General features: G+C 72.8%; 16 protein-coding genes. 14 read left to right on the forward strand and 2 right to left on the reverse strand.

The window, feature by feature from the left end:
- Window position 1: 1 nt before the first annotated feature.
- A complete protein-coding gene (locus tag JNK12_03480; GenBank protein MBL8774961.1) occupies window positions 2-469 on the reverse strand; it encodes an SRPBCC family protein in 468 nt (155 codons plus the stop codon).
- Between the two features lie 89 nt (window positions 470-558).
- On the opposite strand from JNK12_03480, the gene JNK12_03485 reads away from it, so the two are divergent.
- From JNK12_03485 to JNK12_03550, 14 genes are all read left to right on the forward strand, one after another.
- A complete protein-coding gene (locus tag JNK12_03485) occupies window positions 559-2,037 on the forward strand; it encodes a YdiU family protein (GenBank protein MBL8774962.1) in 1,479 nt (492 codons plus the stop codon).
- Window positions 2,038-2,108: 71 nt separating this feature from the next.
- On the forward strand, window positions 2,109-2,696 hold the full coding sequence (locus JNK12_03490; protein MBL8774963.1) for a DUF4126 domain-containing protein: 588 nt from the start codon (window positions 2,109-2,111) through the stop codon (window positions 2,694-2,696).
- A gap of 58 nt (window positions 2,697-2,754) precedes the next feature.
- Window positions 2,755-5,247 carry an ATP-dependent helicase HrpB gene (hrpB, locus tag JNK12_03495; GenBank protein MBL8774964.1) on the forward strand — a complete coding sequence of 831 codons (2,493 nt, stop codon included), beginning with the start codon at window positions 2,755-2,757 and terminating at the stop codon, window positions 5,245-5,247.
- A 71-nt stretch (window positions 5,248-5,318) separates the two neighbouring features.
- Window positions 5,319-7,169, forward strand: coding sequence for an NAD(P)/FAD-dependent oxidoreductase (locus JNK12_03500; protein ID MBL8774965.1), 1,851 nt, complete (start codon window positions 5,319-5,321; stop codon window positions 7,167-7,169).
- 126 nt (window positions 7,170-7,295) lie between these two features.
- The gene (locus JNK12_03505; protein ID MBL8774966.1) at window positions 7,296-9,002 is read left to right on the forward strand and encodes an SDR family oxidoreductase; all 1,707 of its coding nucleotides are present in this window, start codon (window positions 7,296-7,298) and stop codon (window positions 9,000-9,002) included.
- Window positions 8,999-9,874: an amidohydrolase family protein gene (locus JNK12_03510; GenBank protein MBL8774967.1), complete on the forward strand. Its 876-nt coding sequence runs from the start codon at window positions 8,999-9,001 to the stop codon at window positions 9,872-9,874. The genes JNK12_03505 and JNK12_03510 overlap by 4 nt, the downstream gene beginning before the upstream one ends.
- Before the next feature lie 45 nt (window positions 9,875-9,919).
- The gene (locus tag JNK12_03515) at window positions 9,920-10,699 is read left to right on the forward strand and encodes an SDR family oxidoreductase (GenBank protein MBL8774968.1); all 780 of its coding nucleotides are present in this window, start codon (window positions 9,920-9,922) and stop codon (window positions 10,697-10,699) included.
- Window positions 10,699-11,781, forward strand: coding sequence for a hypothetical protein (locus tag JNK12_03520; protein ID MBL8774969.1), 1,083 nt, complete (start codon window positions 10,699-10,701; stop codon window positions 11,779-11,781). Before JNK12_03515 ends, JNK12_03520 begins: the two co-directional genes overlap by 1 nt.
- Window positions 11,782-11,910: 129 nt before the next feature.
- A complete protein-coding gene (locus tag JNK12_03525; protein MBL8774970.1) occupies window positions 11,911-13,059 on the forward strand; it encodes an acyl-CoA dehydrogenase family protein in 1,149 nt (382 codons plus the stop codon).
- Window positions 13,056-14,351, forward strand: a complete 1,296-nt coding sequence (locus tag JNK12_03530; GenBank protein MBL8774971.1) for an acyl-CoA dehydrogenase family protein — start codon at window positions 13,056-13,058, stop codon at window positions 14,349-14,351. The genes JNK12_03525 and JNK12_03530 overlap by 4 nt, the downstream gene beginning before the upstream one ends.
- Before the next feature lie 62 nt (window positions 14,352-14,413).
- A complete protein-coding gene (locus tag JNK12_03535; protein MBL8774972.1) occupies window positions 14,414-16,126 on the forward strand; it encodes an AMP-binding protein in 1,713 nt (570 codons plus the stop codon).
- A gap of 100 nt (window positions 16,127-16,226) precedes the next feature.
- Window positions 16,227-17,387: a hypothetical protein gene (locus tag JNK12_03540; GenBank protein MBL8774973.1), complete on the forward strand. Its 1,161-nt coding sequence runs from the start codon at window positions 16,227-16,229 to the stop codon at window positions 17,385-17,387.
- On the forward strand, window positions 17,384-18,505 hold the full coding sequence (locus JNK12_03545) for a phosphotransferase family protein (GenBank protein ID MBL8774974.1): 1,122 nt from the start codon (window positions 17,384-17,386) through the stop codon (window positions 18,503-18,505). Before JNK12_03540 ends, JNK12_03545 begins: the two co-directional genes overlap by 4 nt.
- 1 nt (window position 18,506) lies before the next feature.
- A complete protein-coding gene (locus tag JNK12_03550) occupies window positions 18,507-19,706 on the forward strand; it encodes a cytochrome P450 (protein ID MBL8774975.1) in 1,200 nt (399 codons plus the stop codon).
- Window positions 19,707-20,264: 558 nt separating this feature from the next.
- On the opposite strand, the gene JNK12_03555 is transcribed toward JNK12_03550, so the two are convergent.
- Window positions 20,265-20,546, reverse strand: coding sequence for a ribbon-helix-helix protein, CopG family (locus JNK12_03555; GenBank protein MBL8774976.1), 282 nt, complete (start codon window positions 20,544-20,546; stop codon window positions 20,265-20,267).
- Window positions 20,547-20,679 lie beyond the last annotated feature (133 nt).

A 20,679-nucleotide genomic window follows, 5' to 3' on the forward strand; every position in this document is an offset into this window, starting at 1 on the left:
ATCAGTCGTCGGCGCGGACCGTGCGCTCGAGGATGCCGAGGGTGGCCTTGAGGGCGGACTCGGGGATGATCGGCCAGGCGCCGGTGGCCCGCCAGTCGTCCCCGATGTTGGACCAGTCGTAGATCGAGGTCACGAGGGTGCCGCCGTCGGCGGGCTCGAGGCGGTAGCCGTAGTAGTGGCCGATGCTCGGGAACCCGGCACCGGACACCTCCCACGAGATGTACTCGTCCTGCTCGTAGCCGGTGATGGTGACGGTGACGTCGTACTTGCCCATGGGGAAGTCGCCGAGGGCCTCGCGGTCCATGTGGATCACGAAGGTGTCGCCCACCGCCTTCGCGGGCTCGCCCGTGAAGCTCTGCAACATCCCGGACGCGTCGATGGCGACGTGGCCCTTCGGGTCGCTCACCACCGCGAAGATCGTCGACGGGTCGGCGGGGATGAGGCGTTGCACCTCGAAGCGTTCGTCCATCCGCCGAGTCTGACAGGGCCGGCCCGCCCGTAGGCTCGAAACCCGACCAGGGGCGCCAGGCGAGAGGGTTGCGCGTGACCGTGACGACGCTGTTCGAGTTCGACAACAGCTATCGGCGAGACCTGGCCGAGCTGGGCATCGAGTGGAAGGCGGCACCGGCTCCGGAGCCCCGGCTGGTGGTGCTGAACGACGCACTGGCGGTAGAGCTCGGCGTCGACCCGGCCCTCCTGCGGTCGGACGAGGGCGTGGCCGTGCTGGCCGGCAACGCCGAAGCGGCGGGGTCCGAGCCCATCGCCATGGCGTACGCCGGCCACCAGTTCGGCGGCTACTCGCCCCGGCTCGGCGACGGTCGGGCGCTCCTGCTGGGTGAGGTCGTCGACGCCTCCGGCCAGCGGCGCGACGTGCACCTCAAGGGGTCAGGGCGCACCCCGTTCGCCCGGGGCGGCGACGGCAAGGCCGTGCTGGGGCCGATGCTGCGGGAGTACCTCTTCGCCGAGGCCATGCACGCCCTCGGCGTGCCGACCACACGGGCCCTCGCCGTGGTCACCACGGGCGAGCAGGTGTTCCGTGACGGCGCCGAGCCCGGCGCGGTGCTCACCCGGGTGGCGTCCAGCCACCTGCGGGTGGGCACCTTCGAGTACGCGGCCCGCCTCGACGATTCTTCCCTCGTGCGCCGCCTGGCCGACCACGCCATCGCCCGCCACCACCCCGAGGCCGCGGGCGCCGAGCGGCCCTACCTGGCGTTCTTCGAGGCGGTCCTCGAGGCGCAAGCCGCGCTGGTGGCGCGATGGATGCTCGTGGGCTTCATCCACGGGGTGATGAACACGGACAACACCACCATCTCGGGCGAGACCATCGACTACGGGCCCTGCGCGTTCATGGACCGGTTCGACCCGGCCACGGTGTTCAGCTCGATCGATCACGGCGGTCGCTACGCCTACGCCAACCAGCCGCCCGTGGTGCAGTGGAACCTGGCCCGTCTGGCCGAGACCCTGCTGCCGCTCATCGACGAGGACCTCCAGGTGGCGTCCGACCTCGCCATGGAGGTGCTCATCTCCTTCCCGGATCGGTACGAGCGGCACTGGGCGGCGGGCATGGCAGCGAAGCTCGGCCTCGCCGGTCTCGATCCCGACCCGTCGGATGCGGAGCTCTTCGCCGACCTCCTCGCCCTCCTCCACGAGGGCCGCGTCGACCACACCTCGGCGTTCCGCGCCCTCGCCGACGAGCGGCGCGGCGACGAGGCGCCCGTGCGCCGACTCCTCGCCGAGGCTCCCGCCGGCGCTGCCCTCGACGCCTGGCTGAGCCGCTGGCGGAGCCGGGTCGCCACCGGTGGCCGGGACCTCCACGCCGTGGCCGACGCCATGGACGCCGTCAACCCCTGCTACATCCCCCGCAACCACCTCGTGGACCAGGCGCTGGCGGCGGCCACCGCCGGCGACCTTGCGCCCTTCGAGGCCCTGCTGGCCCGGGTCACCGACCCCTTCGTCGAGCACCCGGGCGCCGAGGCCTACGCCCAGCCCGCCCCCGACGGGTTCACCGAGGGCTTCCAGACCTTCTGCGGAACCTGAGCCGGCGGCGACGCCGTGCGACCGTAGGCTCGTTCCCCGGACCGCGAGGCAAGAGGGGGTGAGGCGAAGCCGTGGACGTCGGGACCGCCATCGCCAGCGCGTTCTCCGCCGGCATCTCGATGTACGGCGTGCTGGCGCTGCTGGGCATCGCCGGCCGCTTCGACTGGATCGACGGCCCCGCCGTCCTGGAGCGTCCTGCGGTCATCGCCGTGCTGCTCGTCCTCTTCGTGGTCGAACTGGTCGTCGACAAGGTCGCCTTCCTCGACTCGGCGTGGGATGCGGTGCACACGGTCCTGCGCCCCGCGGCGGGTGCCGCGATCATGGCCATCGCCCCCGACCAGACGCTGCCCGTCCCGGTGGCGCTGGCCATCGGCGCCGGGCTCGCCCTGACCAGCCACGGGGCCAAGGCCACCACCCGCGCGCTGGTCAACACCTCGCCCGAGCCGGTCTCGAACGTCGTGGTGAGCACCGCGGAGGACGGACTGGTCGCGGTGCTGATGGCCCTGGCCATCGCCAACCCCGAGGTCGCCGCCGTCCTCACGCTGCTGCTCGTCCTCGGCGCCGTGGGCCTGATGCTGACGGCGCGTCACGTGTTCCGTCGGCTCAAGCGCCGCTGGCGGGCACGGAAGGCGCCTCCCGAGCCTCCGCCCCGCCGCTGAGCGCTCGGTTGCGGGAGTTGCCGCCGACCCTCCCGACCCGGCGGGGGAGACTGGCGCGGTGACCACCCGCGTGCCGCCGACCGGCCTCCCGGTCGAGGGGGTCGTCGATGCGGTTCGTCACGCCCTGGCCGGCCCGGGAGTGGCCGTGCTCCAGGCCGAGCCCGGCGCCGGCAAGACCACGGTCGTCCCCCTGCGCCTGCTCGACGAGCCCTGGCTCGACGGCGGGCGCATCGTCGTGCTGGAGCCTCGCCGGCTGGCGGCGCGGGCGGCCGCCCGGCGGATGGCGGACCTGCTGCGCGAGCCGGTGGGGGAGACGGTCGGGTACCGCACACGCGACGAGCGACGGATCGGGCCCGCGACGCGCATCGAGGTGGTCACCGAGGGCATCCTCACCCGCCGCCTCCAGACCGACCCCTCTCTTCCCGGCACCGCCCTGGTGGTCTTCGACGAGGTCCACGAGCGCCACCTCCAGACCGACCTCGCGCTCGCCTTCGCCCTCGACGTGCGTGCGGGCCTGCGTCCCGACCTGCGCCTCCTGGCCATGTCCGCCACCCTCGAGGCCGGGCGCCTGGCCCGCCTCCTCGGTGGTGAAGACGGGCCCGCGCCGGTGGTCTCCAGTGCGGGCCGGACCTTCCCCGTGGAGGTGCGGTGGCGTCCCCCCGGGCCGCGGGACCGTCCTCTCGATGCGCTCGCCGCCGTGGTCCGGGAGGCGGTGCGGGACGAGACCGGGGACGTGCTGGTGTTCCTGCCGGGCGCCGCCGCCATCCGCCAGGTGGCCGGTCGTCTCGGCGATCTGCCCGCCGGGGTCGACGTGCGCCCCCTGCACGGCAGCCTGCCCGTCGACGAGCAGGACCGGGCCCTGGCGCCCTCGCCGCCGGGGCGGCGCCGCGTCGTGCTCTCCACCGATATCGCCGAGTCCAGCCTCACCGTCGACGGGGTGCGGGTGGTGGTGGACGGCGGCCAGGTGCGCCGGCCGCGTTACGACGGGCGCGCCGGGATGAGCCGACTCCACACGGCGGCGTCCTCGCGGGCGTCGGCCGACCAGCGCGCCGGGCGGGCGGGCCGGCTCGGGCCCGGGGTGGCCTACCGGGTCTGGTCGGAAGGCGAGCACGCCGGGCGCCGGGCTTTCACCCCGCCCGAGATCGCCGGCGCCGACCTCACCGACCTCGCCCTCGAGCTGGCCATCTGGGGAGCCGGCACCCACCTCGCCTTCCTCGACCCGCCCCCACCCACCGGCCTGACGCAGGCCCGCTCGCTGCTCACCCGCCTCGACGCCCTCGACCTTGCGGGGCGGCCCACTCCCACCGGCCGGCGCATGGTCGAGCTGCCGCTGCATCCCCGTCTCGCCCACCTCGTGGTGACCGACCGGACCCGGCTGGCCTGCGTGCTGGCCGCCCTCGTCGAGGAGCGGGACGTCCTGCGCGGCCGCCCCGGCGAGGTCGAGGTCGGCATCGACGAGCGCGTGCGCCTGGTCACCGAAGCCGCCCGCACCCACCCCCGGCTCGACGGGGATGCCCGTCGAACGGTCCGGCGGCGGGCCGACGAGTTGGCCCGGCGGGTCGGCGACGTGGACGACGCCGCGGACCTCGACCTGATCGGGCCGACGCTCTCCCTGGCCTTCCCCGATCGGGTCGCCCAGCGTCGGGGCCCGGGACGCTTCGTGCTGCGCACCGGCCGGGCGGTGGCCGTCGCTTCCCATGATCCGCTGTCCGACGAGCCCTACCTCGTGGTGGCCGACCTCTCGCCGCCGGGACCCGACGGGCCCGACGATCGCATCCGCTTGGCGGCGCGGCTCGACGCGGACGATCTCCGCGAGATGTTCGCCGGGGACATCAGCGACGAGGTGCTCCTGGCCTGGACCGGGTCCGGCCGCCTCGAGCAGCGGGCCGAGCAGCGCCTGGGCGCGCTGATCCTGGCGTCGAGCGTCGGACGGCCAGACCCGGGCCCCGCGACCGTCGCGGCGCTCGTGACCCGGGTCCGCGAGCGGGGCCTCGACCTGCTGGGTTGGAGCCCAGCGGCTCGGCGTCTCCGGGCGCGGTCCGGCTTCGCCCACCGCTTCCTCGGCCCGTCCTGGCCGGCGGTGGACGACGAAGCGCTGCTCGACACGCTCGACGAGTGGCTGGCGCCCCTGCTGGGTCGGGCCACCGGGTCGGAGGACCTGGGGAAGATCGACGTGCTCTCGGTTCTGCGGGGCCGGCTGGGACACCGCCTCCACGAGCTCGACCAGGTGGTGCCGCCGACGGTGACCGTGGCCAGCGGTCGGTCCGTCGCCGTGGACTACGACACCGACCCGCCGTCGATCGCGGTCCGGGCCCAGGAGCTCTACGGGACCACCGTGCACCCGAGCGTGGCCGGAGGGCGCGTGCCGCTCACAATCGAGGTGCTCTCGCCGGCCGGTCGGCCGATCCAGGTGACCGCCGACCTCCCCGGCTTCTGGCGGGGCTCGTGGGCGTCGGTGCGCCGGGACATGATCAGCGCCTACCCGAAGCACGACTGGCCCGCGGACCCCGCCACGGCTGAGGCCACGACGAGGGCCCGGCGGGGGCGCTGACCTGGCGGCGCGCTGATCCGCCGGCGGCGTCACAACCTGACGTGTGTGTTAGCTACTGTGGGCGCGCCGGGGTGGGACGAGTCGAGCGCGAGGCCACGATGCACCCAGAGGACGGGACCACGGAGTACGACCCCGAGGCGGTGCGGGCGAAGTACCTCGCCGAGCGCGACCGCCGTCTCGTCCCGGGCCGGGCCGACATCCGCGACCTGCGCCAGGACGACCGCTTCGCCCGGTACCGCGAGGACCCCTTCACCCCCCACGCGGACCGCGATCCCGTGTCCGAGGAGCTCGATGTCGTCATCGTCGGGGGCGGCATCGCCGGGATCCTCGCCGCGGTCGAGCTGCGCAAGGTCGGGGTCGAGCACGTGCGCATCGTCGACCAGGCCGGCGGCATCGGCGGCACCTGGTACTGGAACCGCTACCCGGGGGTGATGTGCGACATCGAGTCGTACATCTACCTGCCCATGCTCGAGGAGATGGGCTACGTCCCGAAGGACCGCTACGCCTCGGGCGAGGAGATCCGCCTCCACCTCCAGTCCATCGCCGATCGCTACGACCTGTGCGCCGACGCCCTCTTCCACACCGGGGTCACCGACGCGGTATGGGACGAGGCCGCCGGGCGGTGGAGGGTGCATACGGACCGCGGCGACGAGCTCCGTCCGCGGTACTACGTGCTCGCGGTCGGCATCTTGAACCTGCTGAAGCTGCCCGCGATCCCCGGGATGGAGGACTTCGCCGGCCACTCCTTCCACTCCGCCCGCTGGGACTACGCCTACACCGGCGGCGGGCCGGGCGAGCCCCTCACCGAGCTGGGCGACAAGACCGTCGCGCTGATCGGCACCGGGGCCACGGGCATCCAGGTGCTGCCCCCGTTGGCCGCGGCCGCCGAGCAGGTCTATCTGTTCCAGCGCACACCATCGGCCATCGGCGAGCGGGGCAACCGGCCGACGCCGGCCGAGTTCGCCGACGGGCTGGCCCCCGGCTGGCAACAGGACCGCATGGACAACTTCCAGACGGTGATGCTGGGCAAGCCCGTCGACGAGGACCTCACCGACGATGGCTGGACCCGGCACTACGCCGCCGTCCAGCACCCGCCCCGCCGCAAGGACATGACCCTCGAGGAGTACCTCCGCGGCGGCGAGGAGATCGACTTCGCGGTCATGGAGGAGCACCGGAGTCGGGTCGAGGAGCTGGTCGAGGATCCCGCTGCGGCTGACGTGCTCAAGCCCTGGTACCGCTACCTGTGCAAGCGGCCCTGCTTCCACGACGAGTACCTGCTCGCCTTCAACGAGCCAAACGTCACCCTGGTCGACTGCCCCGGGGGCATCGAGCGCGTCACCGCGAAGGGCCTGGTGGTCGACGGGCACGAGTACGAGGTGGACTGCATCGTCTACAGCACGGGCTTCGAGGCCGAGCTCACCCCGCTGTACCGCCGGGCGGGCCACGAGATCATCGGGCGCCACGGGGTGCGCCTCGCCGACAAGTGGGCGCCCGGGGCCGCCAGCCTCTTCGGGATGATGAGCCACGGGTTCCCGAATCTGTTCGTAATGCCGGCGCCGGGCCAGCAGGCGGTGGTCACCGTCAACTACACGCAGCTGGCGGTGCTCGGGGCGCAGTTCGTCGGGCGCACCATCGGCCACCTGGAGTCCGAGGGCGTGACGGTGTTCGACGTCTCGACCGAGGCCGAGGAGGAGTGGACGGAGAAGATCGTCGCCTCGTTCGTCGACGCGAGCAGCGTCATGGCCGCCTGCACGCCCTCGCGCATCAACCTGGAGGGGCACCCCGAGAACATGAACCCGCGCAACGGAAACTACGGGCGGGGCCTGGGCGACTACTTCGGCTACCGCCGCCTGCTCGAGGAGTGGCTCGACGCGGGGGACTGCGCCGGCCTCGAGCTGGAGCGGCGCGACGACGCCGGCTGACGTGTCGGACGGCCGGCCGGGGGGTGCCGCGGGTGCACTGATGGCGGCGGCGCCCCAGCGCGGCGAGGATGGGCGCGGACGAGCGCGCCCGGTTCCGTGGTGGCGCCCGTCATCGGAGGGGGAGTGGTGAGCACAGCGTCGGAGGATCGTCAGCGCGTCGCCGTGGTGACCGGCGGGGGGAACGGCATCGGCGCGGCCATCGCCACCGAGCTGGGCCGGGCCGGCGTGTTCGTGGTCACCGTCGACCCCCTCGTCTCCGTCGACGGGGTCGAGCAGCTCCCGGATCCCGAGGACACCAGCACTCGAGACACCACGGCCGGCCGCATCGTCGCGGCTGGTGGCTCGGCCCGTTCGTCGTCGCTGTCGGTCACCGACCGGGAAGGCGTCGTGCGCCTGTTCGCCGACCTGGCCGACGAGCTCGGTGGGGTCGACGCGGTGGTCAACGTGGCCGGCATCACCCGCCAAATGAGCTACACGGAGGGCACCGAGGACGACTGGCGCAGCGTGCTCGCGGTCCACCTCGACGGCTGGCTGAACGTGTTGGAGGCGGCGCTGCCGGTCATGGCCGCCCAGGGCCACGGCCACGTCCTCGGGGTCACCTCCGGCTCGGGGTGGCGACCTGCGGACACCGGTGCCTACGGCTGCGCGAAGCGCGCGGTGGCGTCGCTGGTGTGGCAGCTCGGCGGGCTCGTCCCGTCGGGCGTCGTGGTCAACGCGGTCTCGCCCATCGCGGTGACCCGGATGGTCCTCGCCGCCATGGAGCGCCAGCGGGCGGCCACGCCCCAACAGGCCCAGGCCAAGACCAGCGGCCTCGCCCTCGGCGCCCGCATGCCCACGCCCGAGCAGCTCGGCCCGGTCGGGGCGCACCTCGTGGGGCCCGACTTCGCGGCCTGCCGAGGCCAGGTGATCTTCGTGGCCGGCGCCGAGCTGGCGCTCGTCGAGCGGCCCCGTCTGCTCGAGGTCGTGGGCACCACGGGCGTGGCGTCGCTGGCCCACGCACTGGAGTCGATCACCGCCACCGCGCTCGCTCCCGCCGAGGCCGGGCAGGCCAGCACGGGCGGCGGCAACCCCCGCCTGGCTGCCGCCCTCGGCAGCGTGCTCGAGGACGGTGCCGAGCTGCCGGCGCCGGTCGGGGGGTCCTGCCTCGTCGTGTCGGACCGTCCCGACGTCACCTCGGTGTTGACGGCCGCCCTCGGCGCCCGTGGCCTCTCGCCCCGCAGCGTCGACGCCGGCACCCTCGACCACTCCTTCGCCGGGACTGCCGCCGCCCTGGCCGAGGCATCAGAGGCCGGTCCGGTCGATGCCGTCGTCGTCGCCCTGGCGGGCACGGCGGTGGCAGCTGACCTGGGCCCGGGGTGGGAGCGCACCCTGGCCGAGCACACCGGCATCGCCGAGCAGATCTACGCCGACGCCGCCTGGTCCCGCGCCGTGGCCGACCAGGCCAACGCCTCGGGTCGCCCGGTGCGCCTGGTCACCCTCACCGACGCCGCCGGCGCGGGCGGTCGCAGCCGCGCCCAGGCGGTCGCCCAGCACGCCCGGTCGGCGAAGGGCGCCACCGACGGCCGCCTCGCCGCGTTCGCGGTGGCGGTCGAGACGGCGGACCCCGGCGACCTGCCGGCGGTGGGCGAGCTGGCCGCTCACCTGGTGGGCAGCCCGGAGGCGCCGGCGCTCTCGGGGGCAGAGCTCGTGGTGGGCCCGGGCTGGCTCGGGTTGCGCAGCCACCCTCGGGTGGGCGCCAGCCTGAGCTTCCACGACCACACCGTGGCCCCGTGGCTCGACGACGTCCTCGCCGACCTCGCCGGCGACTCCCGACCCGGAGGTGCCCCGGCGTGACCGATCACCCGGACCGTCCCGCCCGCATCGTCGACGCCCACGTGCACTTCTGGGACCCGGCCCGCACCGACTGGTACCCCTACCTGGGCGGGCAACAGGACGTGGGCCTTGGTGACGTCACGGGCATGGCCCGGCGGTTCGACCTCGCCGCCTACCGGTCCGAGTCGCCGGGGTGGAACGTCGAGGCGTGGGTCCACGTGGCCGCCGCCACCGGGACCCACTCGATCGACGAGACGCTCGAGGTGGACGTCCGGGCCCAGGTGGACGGGCACCCCGACGCGCTGATCGGGGGCGTCACCCCGACCGACACCGTCGCCGAGGCCGTCGAGCAGCTCGACCGCCAGCTGCGGGCCGGGCGCTTCCGGGGGATTCGCCCGATGGGCCGGTTCTCGGGCCCGCTCCCGCATCTCGACGTCCTCCGGGCGTTGGCCGATCGCGAGCTGCTCTTCGAGCTGATGGCCCACCCGGACCAGCTGGCCGAGGCCGCCGAAGGTCTGGCCCAGGTGGACGGCCTCGAGGTCGTCGTCGAGCACGCCGGCTGGCCCCGCTCGGCCGACGCCGAGGAGCACGCCCTCTGGGCCGAGGGCATGCGGGCCATGGCCGACCTCGGTGACCGGGTGGCCTGCAAGATCTCGGGGCTGGCCATGCCGCTCGGGTCCATGGCGCCCGACGTGCTCCGCCCATGGGTCGAGGAGGCGCTCGCCCTGTTCGGCGCCGACCGCTGCTTCTTCGCCAGCAACTTCCCCGTCGACGGCCTCCACGGCACCCTCGACGAGCTGTGGACGTCCTACGCGGCCCTCACCGCCGGGTTCGACGCCACGACCCGCGACGCCCTCTTCGCCGGCAACGCCGAGCGCATCTACCGCCTCTGAGGGCCACAACTGAAACGTGTTCTCGTTTGTCGCTACGGTGAGCGCATGATGCTCGAGGGCAAGACCGTGTTGGTGACCGGGGTGGGGACAGGGCTGGGGCGCGAATGCGTCGCCGCGGCCCTGCGCGAGGGGGCGAACGTCGTCATGGCGGCCCGCACGGCGGAGACGCTGGAGGCCACCGCCGCCGAGCTCGACCCGACGGGCGAGCGGGTCCTGCCCGTGCCCTCCGACATCACCGACCCCGCGGCGTGCGACGCGCTCGTGGCCCAGGCGCTCGCGCGCTTCGGCTCGGTCGATGCCCTCGTGAACGTCGCCGCGTTCGAATACGTGTTCGGCGGCCTGCACGAGACCAAGGACGACGACTGGCGCAAGGCCTTCGAGACCAACGTGATCGGCGCTCTGACGCTGCTGCGCCCGGTGACCAAGGCGATGGAAGCCGGCGACGGCGGCGCGGTCGTCCTCGTGGGGTCGCAGTCGATGTTCAAGCCGTCTCTGCCCCAGGCGGGCTACGCCGCCTCGAAGGGTGCTCTGTTGAGCACGATGTACTACCTGGCCGACGAGCTCGGGGCGCACAACATCCGCTGCAACATGGTCGTCCCCTCGTGGATGTGGGGCCCGCCGGTGCAGATGTTCGTCGAGGGCACGGCCAAGCAGAAGGGCATCACGGTGGACGAGGCGCTGCACGAGATCGTCGGCGACTTCCCCCTGAAGCGGATGACCGAGGACGGCGAGGTGGCCGACGTGGCCATGTTCTTCGCCTCCGACCACGCCAAGGCCGTGACCGGCCAGCACCTGATGGTGAACTCCGGGGAGATGATGCGCTGATGTCGACGAACGCACCCAAGCGGGTCGTGGTGTGGGGGACCGGCTTCGTCGGCCAGATGGTGATCCCCGAGGTCGTCCGCCACCCGTTGTTCGAGCTGGTCGGGGTGGGTGTGAGCAACCCTGACAAGGTGGGCAAGGACGTCGGTGAGCTCTGCGGCATCGACCCCATCGGGCTCGCCGCCACCGACGACCTCGATGCCCTCATCGACCTGCGGCCCGACGCGCTGGTCCACTACGGGCCCACCGCGGCCAAGGCCGACGACAACATCCAGGGCATGGGCGCTTTCCTGCGGGCGGGCATCGACGTCTGCTCGACGGCCATGACGCCGTGGGTCTGGCCGACGATGAGCCTCAACCCGCCGGGCTGGATCGAGCCCATCACGAAGGCCTGTGAGGAGGGCGGGGCGTCCTGCTTCACCACGGGGATCGACCCCGGCTTCGCCAACGACCTGTTCCCGATGACCCTGATGGGCCTCTGCTCGGAGGTGCGCCTCGTGCGCGCCCTCGAGATCCTCGACTACATCAACTACGAGGGCGACTACGAGGACGAGATGGGCATCGGTCGTCCGCCCGAGTTCCGCCCGATGCTGGAGCACCCCGAGATCCTCACCATGGCGTGGGGGGCGACCGTGCCGATGATGGCGCACGCGGTCGGCATCGAGCTCGACGAGATCACCACCACCTGGGACAAGTGGGTGACCGACAAGGCCATCACCACGGCCAAGGGCGTCATCGAGCCCGGCCAGGTGGCGGCCATCAACTTCACCATCAACGGCATCCTGAACGGCGAGACCCGCATCCAGTTGGAGCACATCAACCGCGTCGGCGCCGACGCCGCGCCCGACTGGCCCCGCGGCGGCGAGGACGACGTCTACCGGGTGGAGATCGAGGGCACGCCGTCGATCCGCCAAGAGACGGCCTTCCGCTTCACCGACGGCAGCGGGCGCGACGCCGCCGCCGCCGGCTGCCTGGCCACCGGCCTGCGGGCCCTCAACGCGGTGCCCGCGGTCAACGACCTCCCGCCCGGTTGGGTCACCGCCCTCGACCTGCCGCTCATCCCAGGCGTCGGCACCATCCGGTAGCTGCCTCCCCGGGGTTCAGCCGGTTCGAGGGTGGTGCCGCCACGCTCGTCCCCTGACATGACGTCGATGTTAGATTCGACGCATGGCGACTCCCGCGCGCTCCCTCGCTCCGTCCGGCCGGGCTGAGCGATGGAGCTGACCCTCTCCGACGACCAGCAGTTCTTCTGCGACACCACCCGCCGGTTCCTGGCCACCGAGTGCCCGATCGCCCAGGTCCGCGCCCTCGCGTCGGCCGACGCCGGCTTCGAGCCCGGCTACTGGCGCCAGGGGGGCGAGCTGGGCTGGACCTCGCTGCTGGTGCCCGAGTCCGCCGGCGGAGGGAGTGTGAGCGGCAGCGGGGTGATCGACCTGACCATCGTCGCCGATGCCTTCGGCCGACACGTCGCCCCCGGGCCGTTGCTGCCCACCAACGTCGTCGCCGCCACGCTCGGTCGGGATGGCTCCGGTGCGCACGCCGACGTCCTGGCCGGTCTGCTGGCGGGGGACACGGTGGCCACATGGTGCGGCGCCGAGCACGCACTGGGTGAGGGCGCCACCCGCGCCACCCGCACCGCCGACGGGTACCGCCTCTCGGGCGTCTCGACGCCGGTCGAGGCCGCGGCCCAGTCCCAGTCGTTCCTCGTGACCGCGCGCCTCGACGACAAAGACCCGGCCGAGGGCGGGCTCGGACCGCTCGTGCAGTTCCTCTTGCCGGCCGGGAGCGACGGCGTCACTGTCGAACCGCTGGCCTCCCTCGACGTCGTGCGACGCTTCGCCCGGGTCGAGTTCGCCGACGTCCGCGTCCCTGCGTCGGCGGTCGTGGCCGGCGACGCGCCGGTCGCCGACGACGTCGAGCAGCAGTTGCTGCACGCTCTGGTCATCCAGGCAGCGACCCTTGTGGGCGCCGCCGAGCGGGTGTTCGAGTTCACCGTCGAGTGGGCCTTCGACCGCTACTCGTTCGGGCGACCGCTGGCGTCCTACCAGGCGCTGAAGCACCGCTTCGCGGACATGAAGATGTGGCTCGAGGCCAGCCACGCACTCACCTCGGCCCTCGCCCGTGAGATCCAGGACGGCGCCGAGGGCGTCCACGAGACGGCCAGCGTCACCAAGGCCTACGTCGGCCATCACCTGACCGAGCTGCTGCACGACTGCATCCAGATGCACGGCGGCATCGGGCTCACCACCGACCACGACCTGCACCTGTACCTGCGGCGGGTGGTCACCGAGCGCTCCTCGTTCGGCACGCCCGCCGACCACCGGCGACGGGTGGCCGTGCTCGCAGCGGGGGCGGCGGCATGAGCGCGGCGTCGCCCGCCGCCGACGGGGCCATGGAGTCGGTCGAGTCCTTCGTCGCCCGGGCCGAGGCGTGGCTGCCCGACCACCTGCCCCTCGCCGACACCACCCGGATGGAGAACGGGTTCGGCTCGGACGAGGAGGAGCTGGCCAACGTGGCGAGGATGCGCGCCACCCAGCGCACGCTGTACGACGCCGGGTTCGCGGGGATCTGCTTCCCGGCCGAGTACGGGGGCCTCGGTCTCACCCTCGCCCACCAGAAGGCGTTCGACGAGGTGAGCGCCCCGTACGACATGCCCACGCTCATCAACATCCCGACCTTCGTCCCTTGCGGCGCGGTGCTGCTCGAGTTCGGCACCGAGGAGCAGAAGCGCCGGCACATCCCCGCCATGCTCAGGGGCGAGGAGCTCTGGATGCAGTTCCTGTCCGAGCCGAGCGGCGGCTCCGACGTCGCCGGGGCGATGACCACGGCGGTCCGCGACGGCGACGAGTGGGTCGTGAACGGCTCCAAGGTCTGGACCACCGGTGCGTGGTGGTCCGACTACGGGCTGTGCCTCCTGCGCACCAACTGGGAGGTGCCCAAGCACCGGGGTCTCTCGGTGTTCATCATCAAGATCCGCCAGCCCGACATCGAGGTCCAGCGCATCGAGATGATCAACGGCTCGCGTGAGTTCTGCCAGGAGTTCATGACCGACCTGCGCATCTCGGACCGGGACCGCGTCGGCGACGTCGACGACGGGTGGACCGTGGGCCGGCGGTGGATGTTCCACGAGCGCATCGCCATGGGTGGGGGGTCGCCCTACACGAGCGGGAAGCCGCCGAGCCACGGCGCCGGCGCCACCGGCCGCGACCACCTGCTCGAGCTGGCGAGGGAGACGGGCCAGCTCGACGACCCGCTCGCGCTCGACCTCGTCGGCGAGGCCCGGACGCTGCGCCGTGCCGCGAGCGAGCTCAGCGCCCGCGTCGGCGAGGGCATCGTCGCGGGGGCCATGCCCGACACCGCGGCGGCGATCGGGCGCCTGATGAGCGGCGTGGTCAACGAGCGCATCCGCACCATCGGCGCCGATCTGGCAGGGTCCTCGGTCGTGGCCTGGGCCGACGACGACCCCGCCGCGCTCTTCGGTGTCGAGTTCCTGATGCGCCAGTCCGGCAGCATCGCCGGCGGGACCCTCGAGATGGCCCGGAACAACATCAGCGAGCGGGTGCTCGGGATGCCACGCGAGCGCACCCTCGACAAGGACGTCCCCTTCCGTGACGTGCCCAAGGGGCCGCCGGCGGCCGGCGGTGAGACGCGGTGAGGCCGGTTCGCGATCCGGCGGCGGCGTGGCGCACCGCCGTGACTCGGTAACGTTCGCGGTGCGTGCCGGGGGCCTCGAACAGCAGCGGAAGCCAGAGCGCCGTGCCCGCTGACCGCCCCGCGCCGACCACGGTCGCCGAGTTGGTGCGCTCGCGGGCCGACGACGCCGGTGTCGGGCTGCGCTTCGAGGGCCGGGAGTGGACCTGGTCCGAGGTGGTCGCCGAGATGGAGGTACGGGCGCGCTGGCTCGCCGCCTCGGTGGGGGACGGGCCCCCGCACGTCGGCGTGCTGCTGGACAACGTGCCCGAGTACGTCTTCCTGCTCGGTGGCGCCGCCCTGGCGGGGTGCGTGCTCGTGGGGATCAACCCCACCCGCCGGGGCGAGGAACTGGCGCGCGACATCCGCCACGTGGATTGCCAGCTGATCGTCACCGACCTCGAGCACATCGAGCTGCTCGACGGACTGGACCTGGGGGCGGTGGGGGAGCGGGTGCTGGCCAGCGACGCCGACGCCTACCGGGTGGCTCTCGACGGGCACCGGGACGGTGCGTCACCACTCCCGACCCCGCCGAGTGCCGATGACCTCTACCTGCTGATCTTCACGTCGGGCTCGACCGGGGCGCCCAAGGCCGTGCGCATGACCCAGGGCCGCGCCGCTGGCAGCAACGGGCGGGTCATGGGCTTCCGCCCCGACGACGTCCTGTACTGCGCCATGCCGCTCTTCCACGGCAACGCCCTCGCGTCGATGGTCTTCCCCGCGTTCGGGACGGGCGCCACCCTCGTGCTGCGCCGGCGCTTCTCGGCCTCGGCCTGGCTGCCCGAGATCCGGGACCATGGCTGCACCTTCACCAGCACCATCGGCCGGGTGCTCACGTACATCCTGGCCACGCCCGAGTCCGAGCACGACCAAGACCACCGCCTGAAGTTCGTGCTCGCGCCCGAGTCGTCGGCGGTGGACATGAAGACCTTCAAACGCCGCTTCGGCGTGGCGGTGTTCGGGGGGTACGGGTCGAGCGAGAACGCCATCGTGCTGTCCACCAGCCCTGGTCAGCCGCCCGACGCCCTCGGCACGCCGGCGCCGGGCACCGACGTGGCGGTGGTCGACCCGGAGACCGGCGAGGAGTGCCCCCGGGCGCGCTTCGACGAGGACGGACGGCTCCTCAACGCCGACGAGGCCATCGGAGAGATCGTCGGCCGCGACGCCCTCGCTCGCTTCGAGGGGTACTACGCCAACGACGAGGCCGCCGCCGCCCGCAGCCGCAACGGCTGGTATTGGTCGGGCGACCTCGCCTACCGGGACGAGGAGGGGGTGTTCCACTTCGCCGGACGCAACGCCGACTGGCTGCGGGTCGACGGGGAGAACTTCGCGGCGGCGCCGGTCGAGCGCATCCTGCGGCGGTACCCCGGCGTCACCGGGGTGGCCGTGTTCGGCGTGCCCGACGACCGCACCGTGGACGACCAGGTCATGGCGGTGCTCGAGCTCGAGGCGGCCGGCGGCTTCGACCCGGCGGCGTTCGACGCGTTCCTCGACGAGCAGCGCGACCTCGGCACCAAGTGGTCGCCCCGCTACCTGCGATTGACCTCGTCGCTGCCCGTGACCGCCACCAACAAGGTGGACAAGGCGCCGCTGCGCCACGACCGCTGGCTGGTCGAGGGCGACGCCGTCTACTGGCGCCCCGACCGCAGAGATCCGCTGCGCCCCATGACTGTCGCCGACCGGGCCGAGGTGCGAGAGCGCTTCGTGGCCAGCGGTCGCCTGGAGCGGCTCGAGCGATGACGCCCGCCGCCGTGCCCGTTCGCCCCGATCCCCTGGATCGCGACGCAGGAGCGGTCGGAGTCCGATCGTCCTCGCGTCGAGCTCGCCGCCGGAGGCACCCGTGACCAAGCCCGGCCCGCTGCTCCCCGCCGACGAGGGACTCAACCACCAGATCGCCGACACCTTCGCCCGGGTCGGTGCCACCGACCGCTCGTGGACGGAGAAGATCTGGGCCATGGCCGCCGCTCGGGACGGGTCGGTGAGCCTCGCCTTCGGGCTCGGCAAGTACCCGAACCGCAACGTGATGGACGGCTTCGCCGGCGTCTCCCGCGGCACCGAGCAGTGGGCGGTCCGGGCCAGCCGGCGCCTCGCGCCCGACCTGGAGCGCACCGAGGTCGGCCCGCTCGCCTACGAGGTGACCGACGCCCTGAACCGGACCCGCTACCGCCTCGACGCGAACGACGTGGTGCCGATCCGCTTCGACGTCGAAGTCGAGGGCGTGGCCCCGCCGGCGCTGGAGGAGCGCGAGGTCCACCTCAGCCGCAGCCGCCTACGGGTCGACGCCGACGTCGTGCGCTTCCACCAGAGCGGCGTGGCCCGTGGGTGGGTCGAGGTCGAGGGCGAGCGCACCGAGATCGACGACGAGGCCTGGGTGGGCGCCCGAGACCGGTCGTGGGGGGTGCGCTACGGCGTGGGGGTGCCGCCCGAGGACCTCGAGCCCACCCCGATGCCCGAGGGCACCGCCGGCATGTTCGTGTGGATGCCGGTGACCATGGCCCGCCCGGACGGCCGCCCCTTCACCCTCTTCGTCTACTACCAGCGCTACCACGGCCCTGGCTGGTCCACGGGCAGCGCCCGGGGCTCGATCGAGCTGCCCGACGGGCGGGTCAAGCCCTTCCAGGACGTGACGCCCGCCTTCGAGTTCCGCGACGACAACCGCCGCCTCACCGGCGGGACCCTGACGGTCGTCCTCGCCGACGGCGCCGAGCGCACCTACCGGGTGGAGCCCGTCTCGGACACCGGCTTCCACCTGGGCGCCGGCCTCTACGGCGGCTTCGAGGGCCACTACCAGGGCGAGTGGCGGGGGGACCTCCACGTCGACGGCGAGCACGTCACCGGCTGTGACACGCCCGAGGTGGCCCGTCACCTCAAGCAGCACCGCGACTGCATCGTCCGGGTCACCGACCTCACCGACGGCTCCACCGGGGTCGGCACCATGCAGTCCAACGTCGTCGGCGCCCACCCCGACATGGGCCTCACCGCCGAGGCGTCCTTCGCGTGAGCGTCGCCGCGGGCGACCGGCTGGCCGGCCTGGCCGCCTGGCTGGACGCGCAGGACGGCGACGGCGCCACCCATGAGCTCCTCGGCGTCGAGCGCCCCGCGGCGGGCTATTCGAGCGAGACCGCCCTCGTCGACGTCCGCCGCCACCTCGCCCCTCACCACCCCCAATCTGGGACCACCGGGGCGTCACCAGCGCCACCAGCGTGGTCCCAGAACGAGGGGAGCGACGCCCGCGAGGGGAGTGGAGGCGCGGTCGAGCGACTGGTGGTGAAGCTGCCGCCGCCCGGTCCGGCGATCTTCCCGGCCTACGACTTCGCCCTCCAGGCCGTGGTGCAGGAGGCGGTGGCCGGCGCCGGCATCCCGGCGGCGACGCCCGCCCGCAGCGAGCACGACGAGCGCTGGCTCGGCGCGCCGTTCCTCGTGATGCCGGCCGTCGCCGGCCACATCGTGGGCGAGGTGCCGGCGCTGGATCGCCGCCTGGCCGCCGCCGGCGAGCCGGCCAGCCGGGCTCTGCACACCACCTTCGTCGAGCTCGTCGCCGACATCAACGGGGTCGACTGGCGCGCCGCCGAGTTGGCCGACGTGCTCCCACACCGTGACAACGCCGCCGAGCTCGCCTACTGGCGGGACTACCTGGCCTGGTACGCCGACGGCGAGGTCGTGGTGCCCGCGCTGATGGACGCGCTCGACTGGTGCGAGGCGCACCGCCCGGCGAGCGAGTCAGAGCCCTCGCTGCGCTGGGGTGACGTGCGTCTCGAGAACGTGGTCCTCGACGACGACCTGCGCCCCGTCGCCGTCCTCGACTGGGAGATGGCGTCGATCGGTGCCGCCGAGCACGACCTGGCCTGGCTCACGACCCTCCAGGCGACCCAGGATGCTCTGGTGGGGCGGACGGTCCCCGGCTTCCTCGACCTGGACGAGGTGGTGGGCGCGTACGAGGCCCGGCTGGGGCGGCCGGTCCGGGACCTCGCCTGGTACGAGGCCCTCGCCGCCCTGCGCTCGACCGCCATCCTCACCCGCATCGCCCACCTCAACGACCGGCGGGGCGAGCCCAACTTCTTCCCGATCGCCGACAACCCGCTCGTCGACCGCCTCCGGGCGCTGACGCAAGGACGCTGAGATGACCAGCCTCGCCGACCTCGCCATCGATCCCGGCGTGCCGGGGTTTTTCCTGCGCCCCGACTACTACGAGGTGCTGGCCCGCCTGCGGGACGAGGCGCCGATCTTCGAGTACGCGCCGGGGATCAAGACCGTCGCCCGTCACGAGGACATCCGGGAGATCAGCCGGGACCCCGCCCGGTTCTGCTCGGGCCGCGGCGTGCTCGTCAACGACCCCCTCCGGGAGGGCCACGCGGTCGAGGGCTCGATCATCCACATGGACCCACCCACGCACGGCCACTGGCGGAAGGTGCTGAACCGGGAGTTCACCACTCGCGCCCTTGCCTCGATGGAGCCTCGTGTGCGCGAGCTCACCGCCGAGCTGCTCGACGCGCTGCCGGCCGGAGAGGAGGTCGACGCGGTCGAGGTGCTCACCGCGCCGCTGCCGGTGCTGGTGATCTGCGAGCTCCTCGGCATCCCCGACGCCGACCGGTCGGCCTTCCGTCGATGGTCCGACGCCACCATCGTCGCCTCGGACGGCCGGGCGGCCCTGAGTGAGGACGACGCCGCCGCGCTGGTGGAGATGTTCTCGTACCTCGAGCGCCTGGGAACGGCCAAGCGGGACGAACCCGGCGACGATCTGATCTCGCTGCTCGTGCAGGCGGAGATCGAGGACCGCCAGCCCACCATCGGCGAGCTGCTCACCTTCATCATGTCCCTCGTGGTGGCGGGCAACGAGACCACGCGCCACCTCATGAGCGGCTCGCTCATCGAGCTGGCCGCCCGCCCCGCCGACCGGGATCGCCTCTACGACCAACCCGACGCCATCCCCGCGGCGGTGGAGGAGCTCCTCCGCTGGGTGACGCCCATCCAGCAGTTCGCCCGTACCGTCACCGCCGACACCGAGGTGGGCGGCATCCCCGTGGCCGAGGGGGACTACCTGGTCATGCTCTACGCCTCGGGCAACCGCGACGAGGCGGTCTTCGGCCCCACCGCCGGCGAGCTCGACCTCACCCGTGCGACGGCCATCCCCAACCTGGCCTTCGGCTTCGGCGAGCACTTCTGCCTGGGCGCCGCCCTGGCCCGCATGGAGGCCCGCGTCCTCTTCGAGGAGATGGCCCGCCGGCGCACCGCCTTCACCCAGACCGGCGAGGCGACCTACCTCCCCAGCAGCTTGGTCCGCGGCCCCCACGAGGCCCCCTTCACCTTCACCTTCACCTGACCGCGTTCGTAGCCTTCGCTCGTGTCAGACCGGGTCGACTCGGTTGAGGCGCCAAGGGCCCGCCCCCTTGATCGGTTGTGAAACGCTGGCCGGGTGACCCAGGATCGGGATTCCAGACGCCGACGGGTCCGCCCGCCATTGGACGCCGCTGGGTCAGTCGGCGCTCGCGTGTGATGCTCGTGTTCACTCTCCTCCTCACGAGCTGTGCTTCAGAAGGTGGAGTGAGTGAGCAAGCGACGGGCGACTGCGCTCTGACAGAGGTCCGTCGGGAGCAGTTTCCAACCGTCGCAGAGGTAAGGGGTTTCGATACTTGGGTTGTCGTCGAGTTCGACGAGGGTTCGGGTGCCGAGTTGGACGCCGCGGCAACGAGCGCACAATCCATTGCGTCGGGCAGCGGTGGACAAGTGACCTACTTGCGGGATCGACCTGGAGTGGTCCTCATGTGGGATGGCGAGCCGTCGGCGTCGACGCTCCGACGTCTCGAGGACCTGACCAGCGGCTTGACTGGCGTCAAGGCGGTGCACGGCCTTCGCTGTTGACCTGAGCGGATGGGCGGGGTCAGGCCACGTCGAGGAAGGCCCGGAGTGCCCTTCTGATGATGTCGCTGGTCGAGGTGTCGTCGGCCTCGGCGCGAGCGGCCACCGCATCCCTGAGCTCGGGATCGAGGCGGACGGGGACGACCTCTGCGGGCTCGCTGCCGAGAAGAGGGCGGCCCCGCCGAGGCTTCACCTGTTCGACGTCGTAGTTGGCGGCCTCGACCTCATCGGCCAGTGCCTCGATGTCAGCGTCGGTCAGGGTTCGACCGCTCTTCGTCCGGTAGCGCTTCTCGTCAGGGGTCATCGCGTCTCGTCGATCAAGGGAGCAGGTCGGAGAAGGCGGCTCGAAGCGCCATTGCGTGGATGGCCAGGACGTCGTCGGCCAGGTCGCGGAGCACGATCTCGAGGAGGTTCCCGGCCCGTATCCTCTTCGGCCT

It is taken from the genome of Acidimicrobiales bacterium (assembly GCA_016794585.1).
Classification (GTDB): domain Bacteria; phylum Actinomycetota; class Acidimicrobiia; order Acidimicrobiales; family DATDAH01; genus JAEUJM01.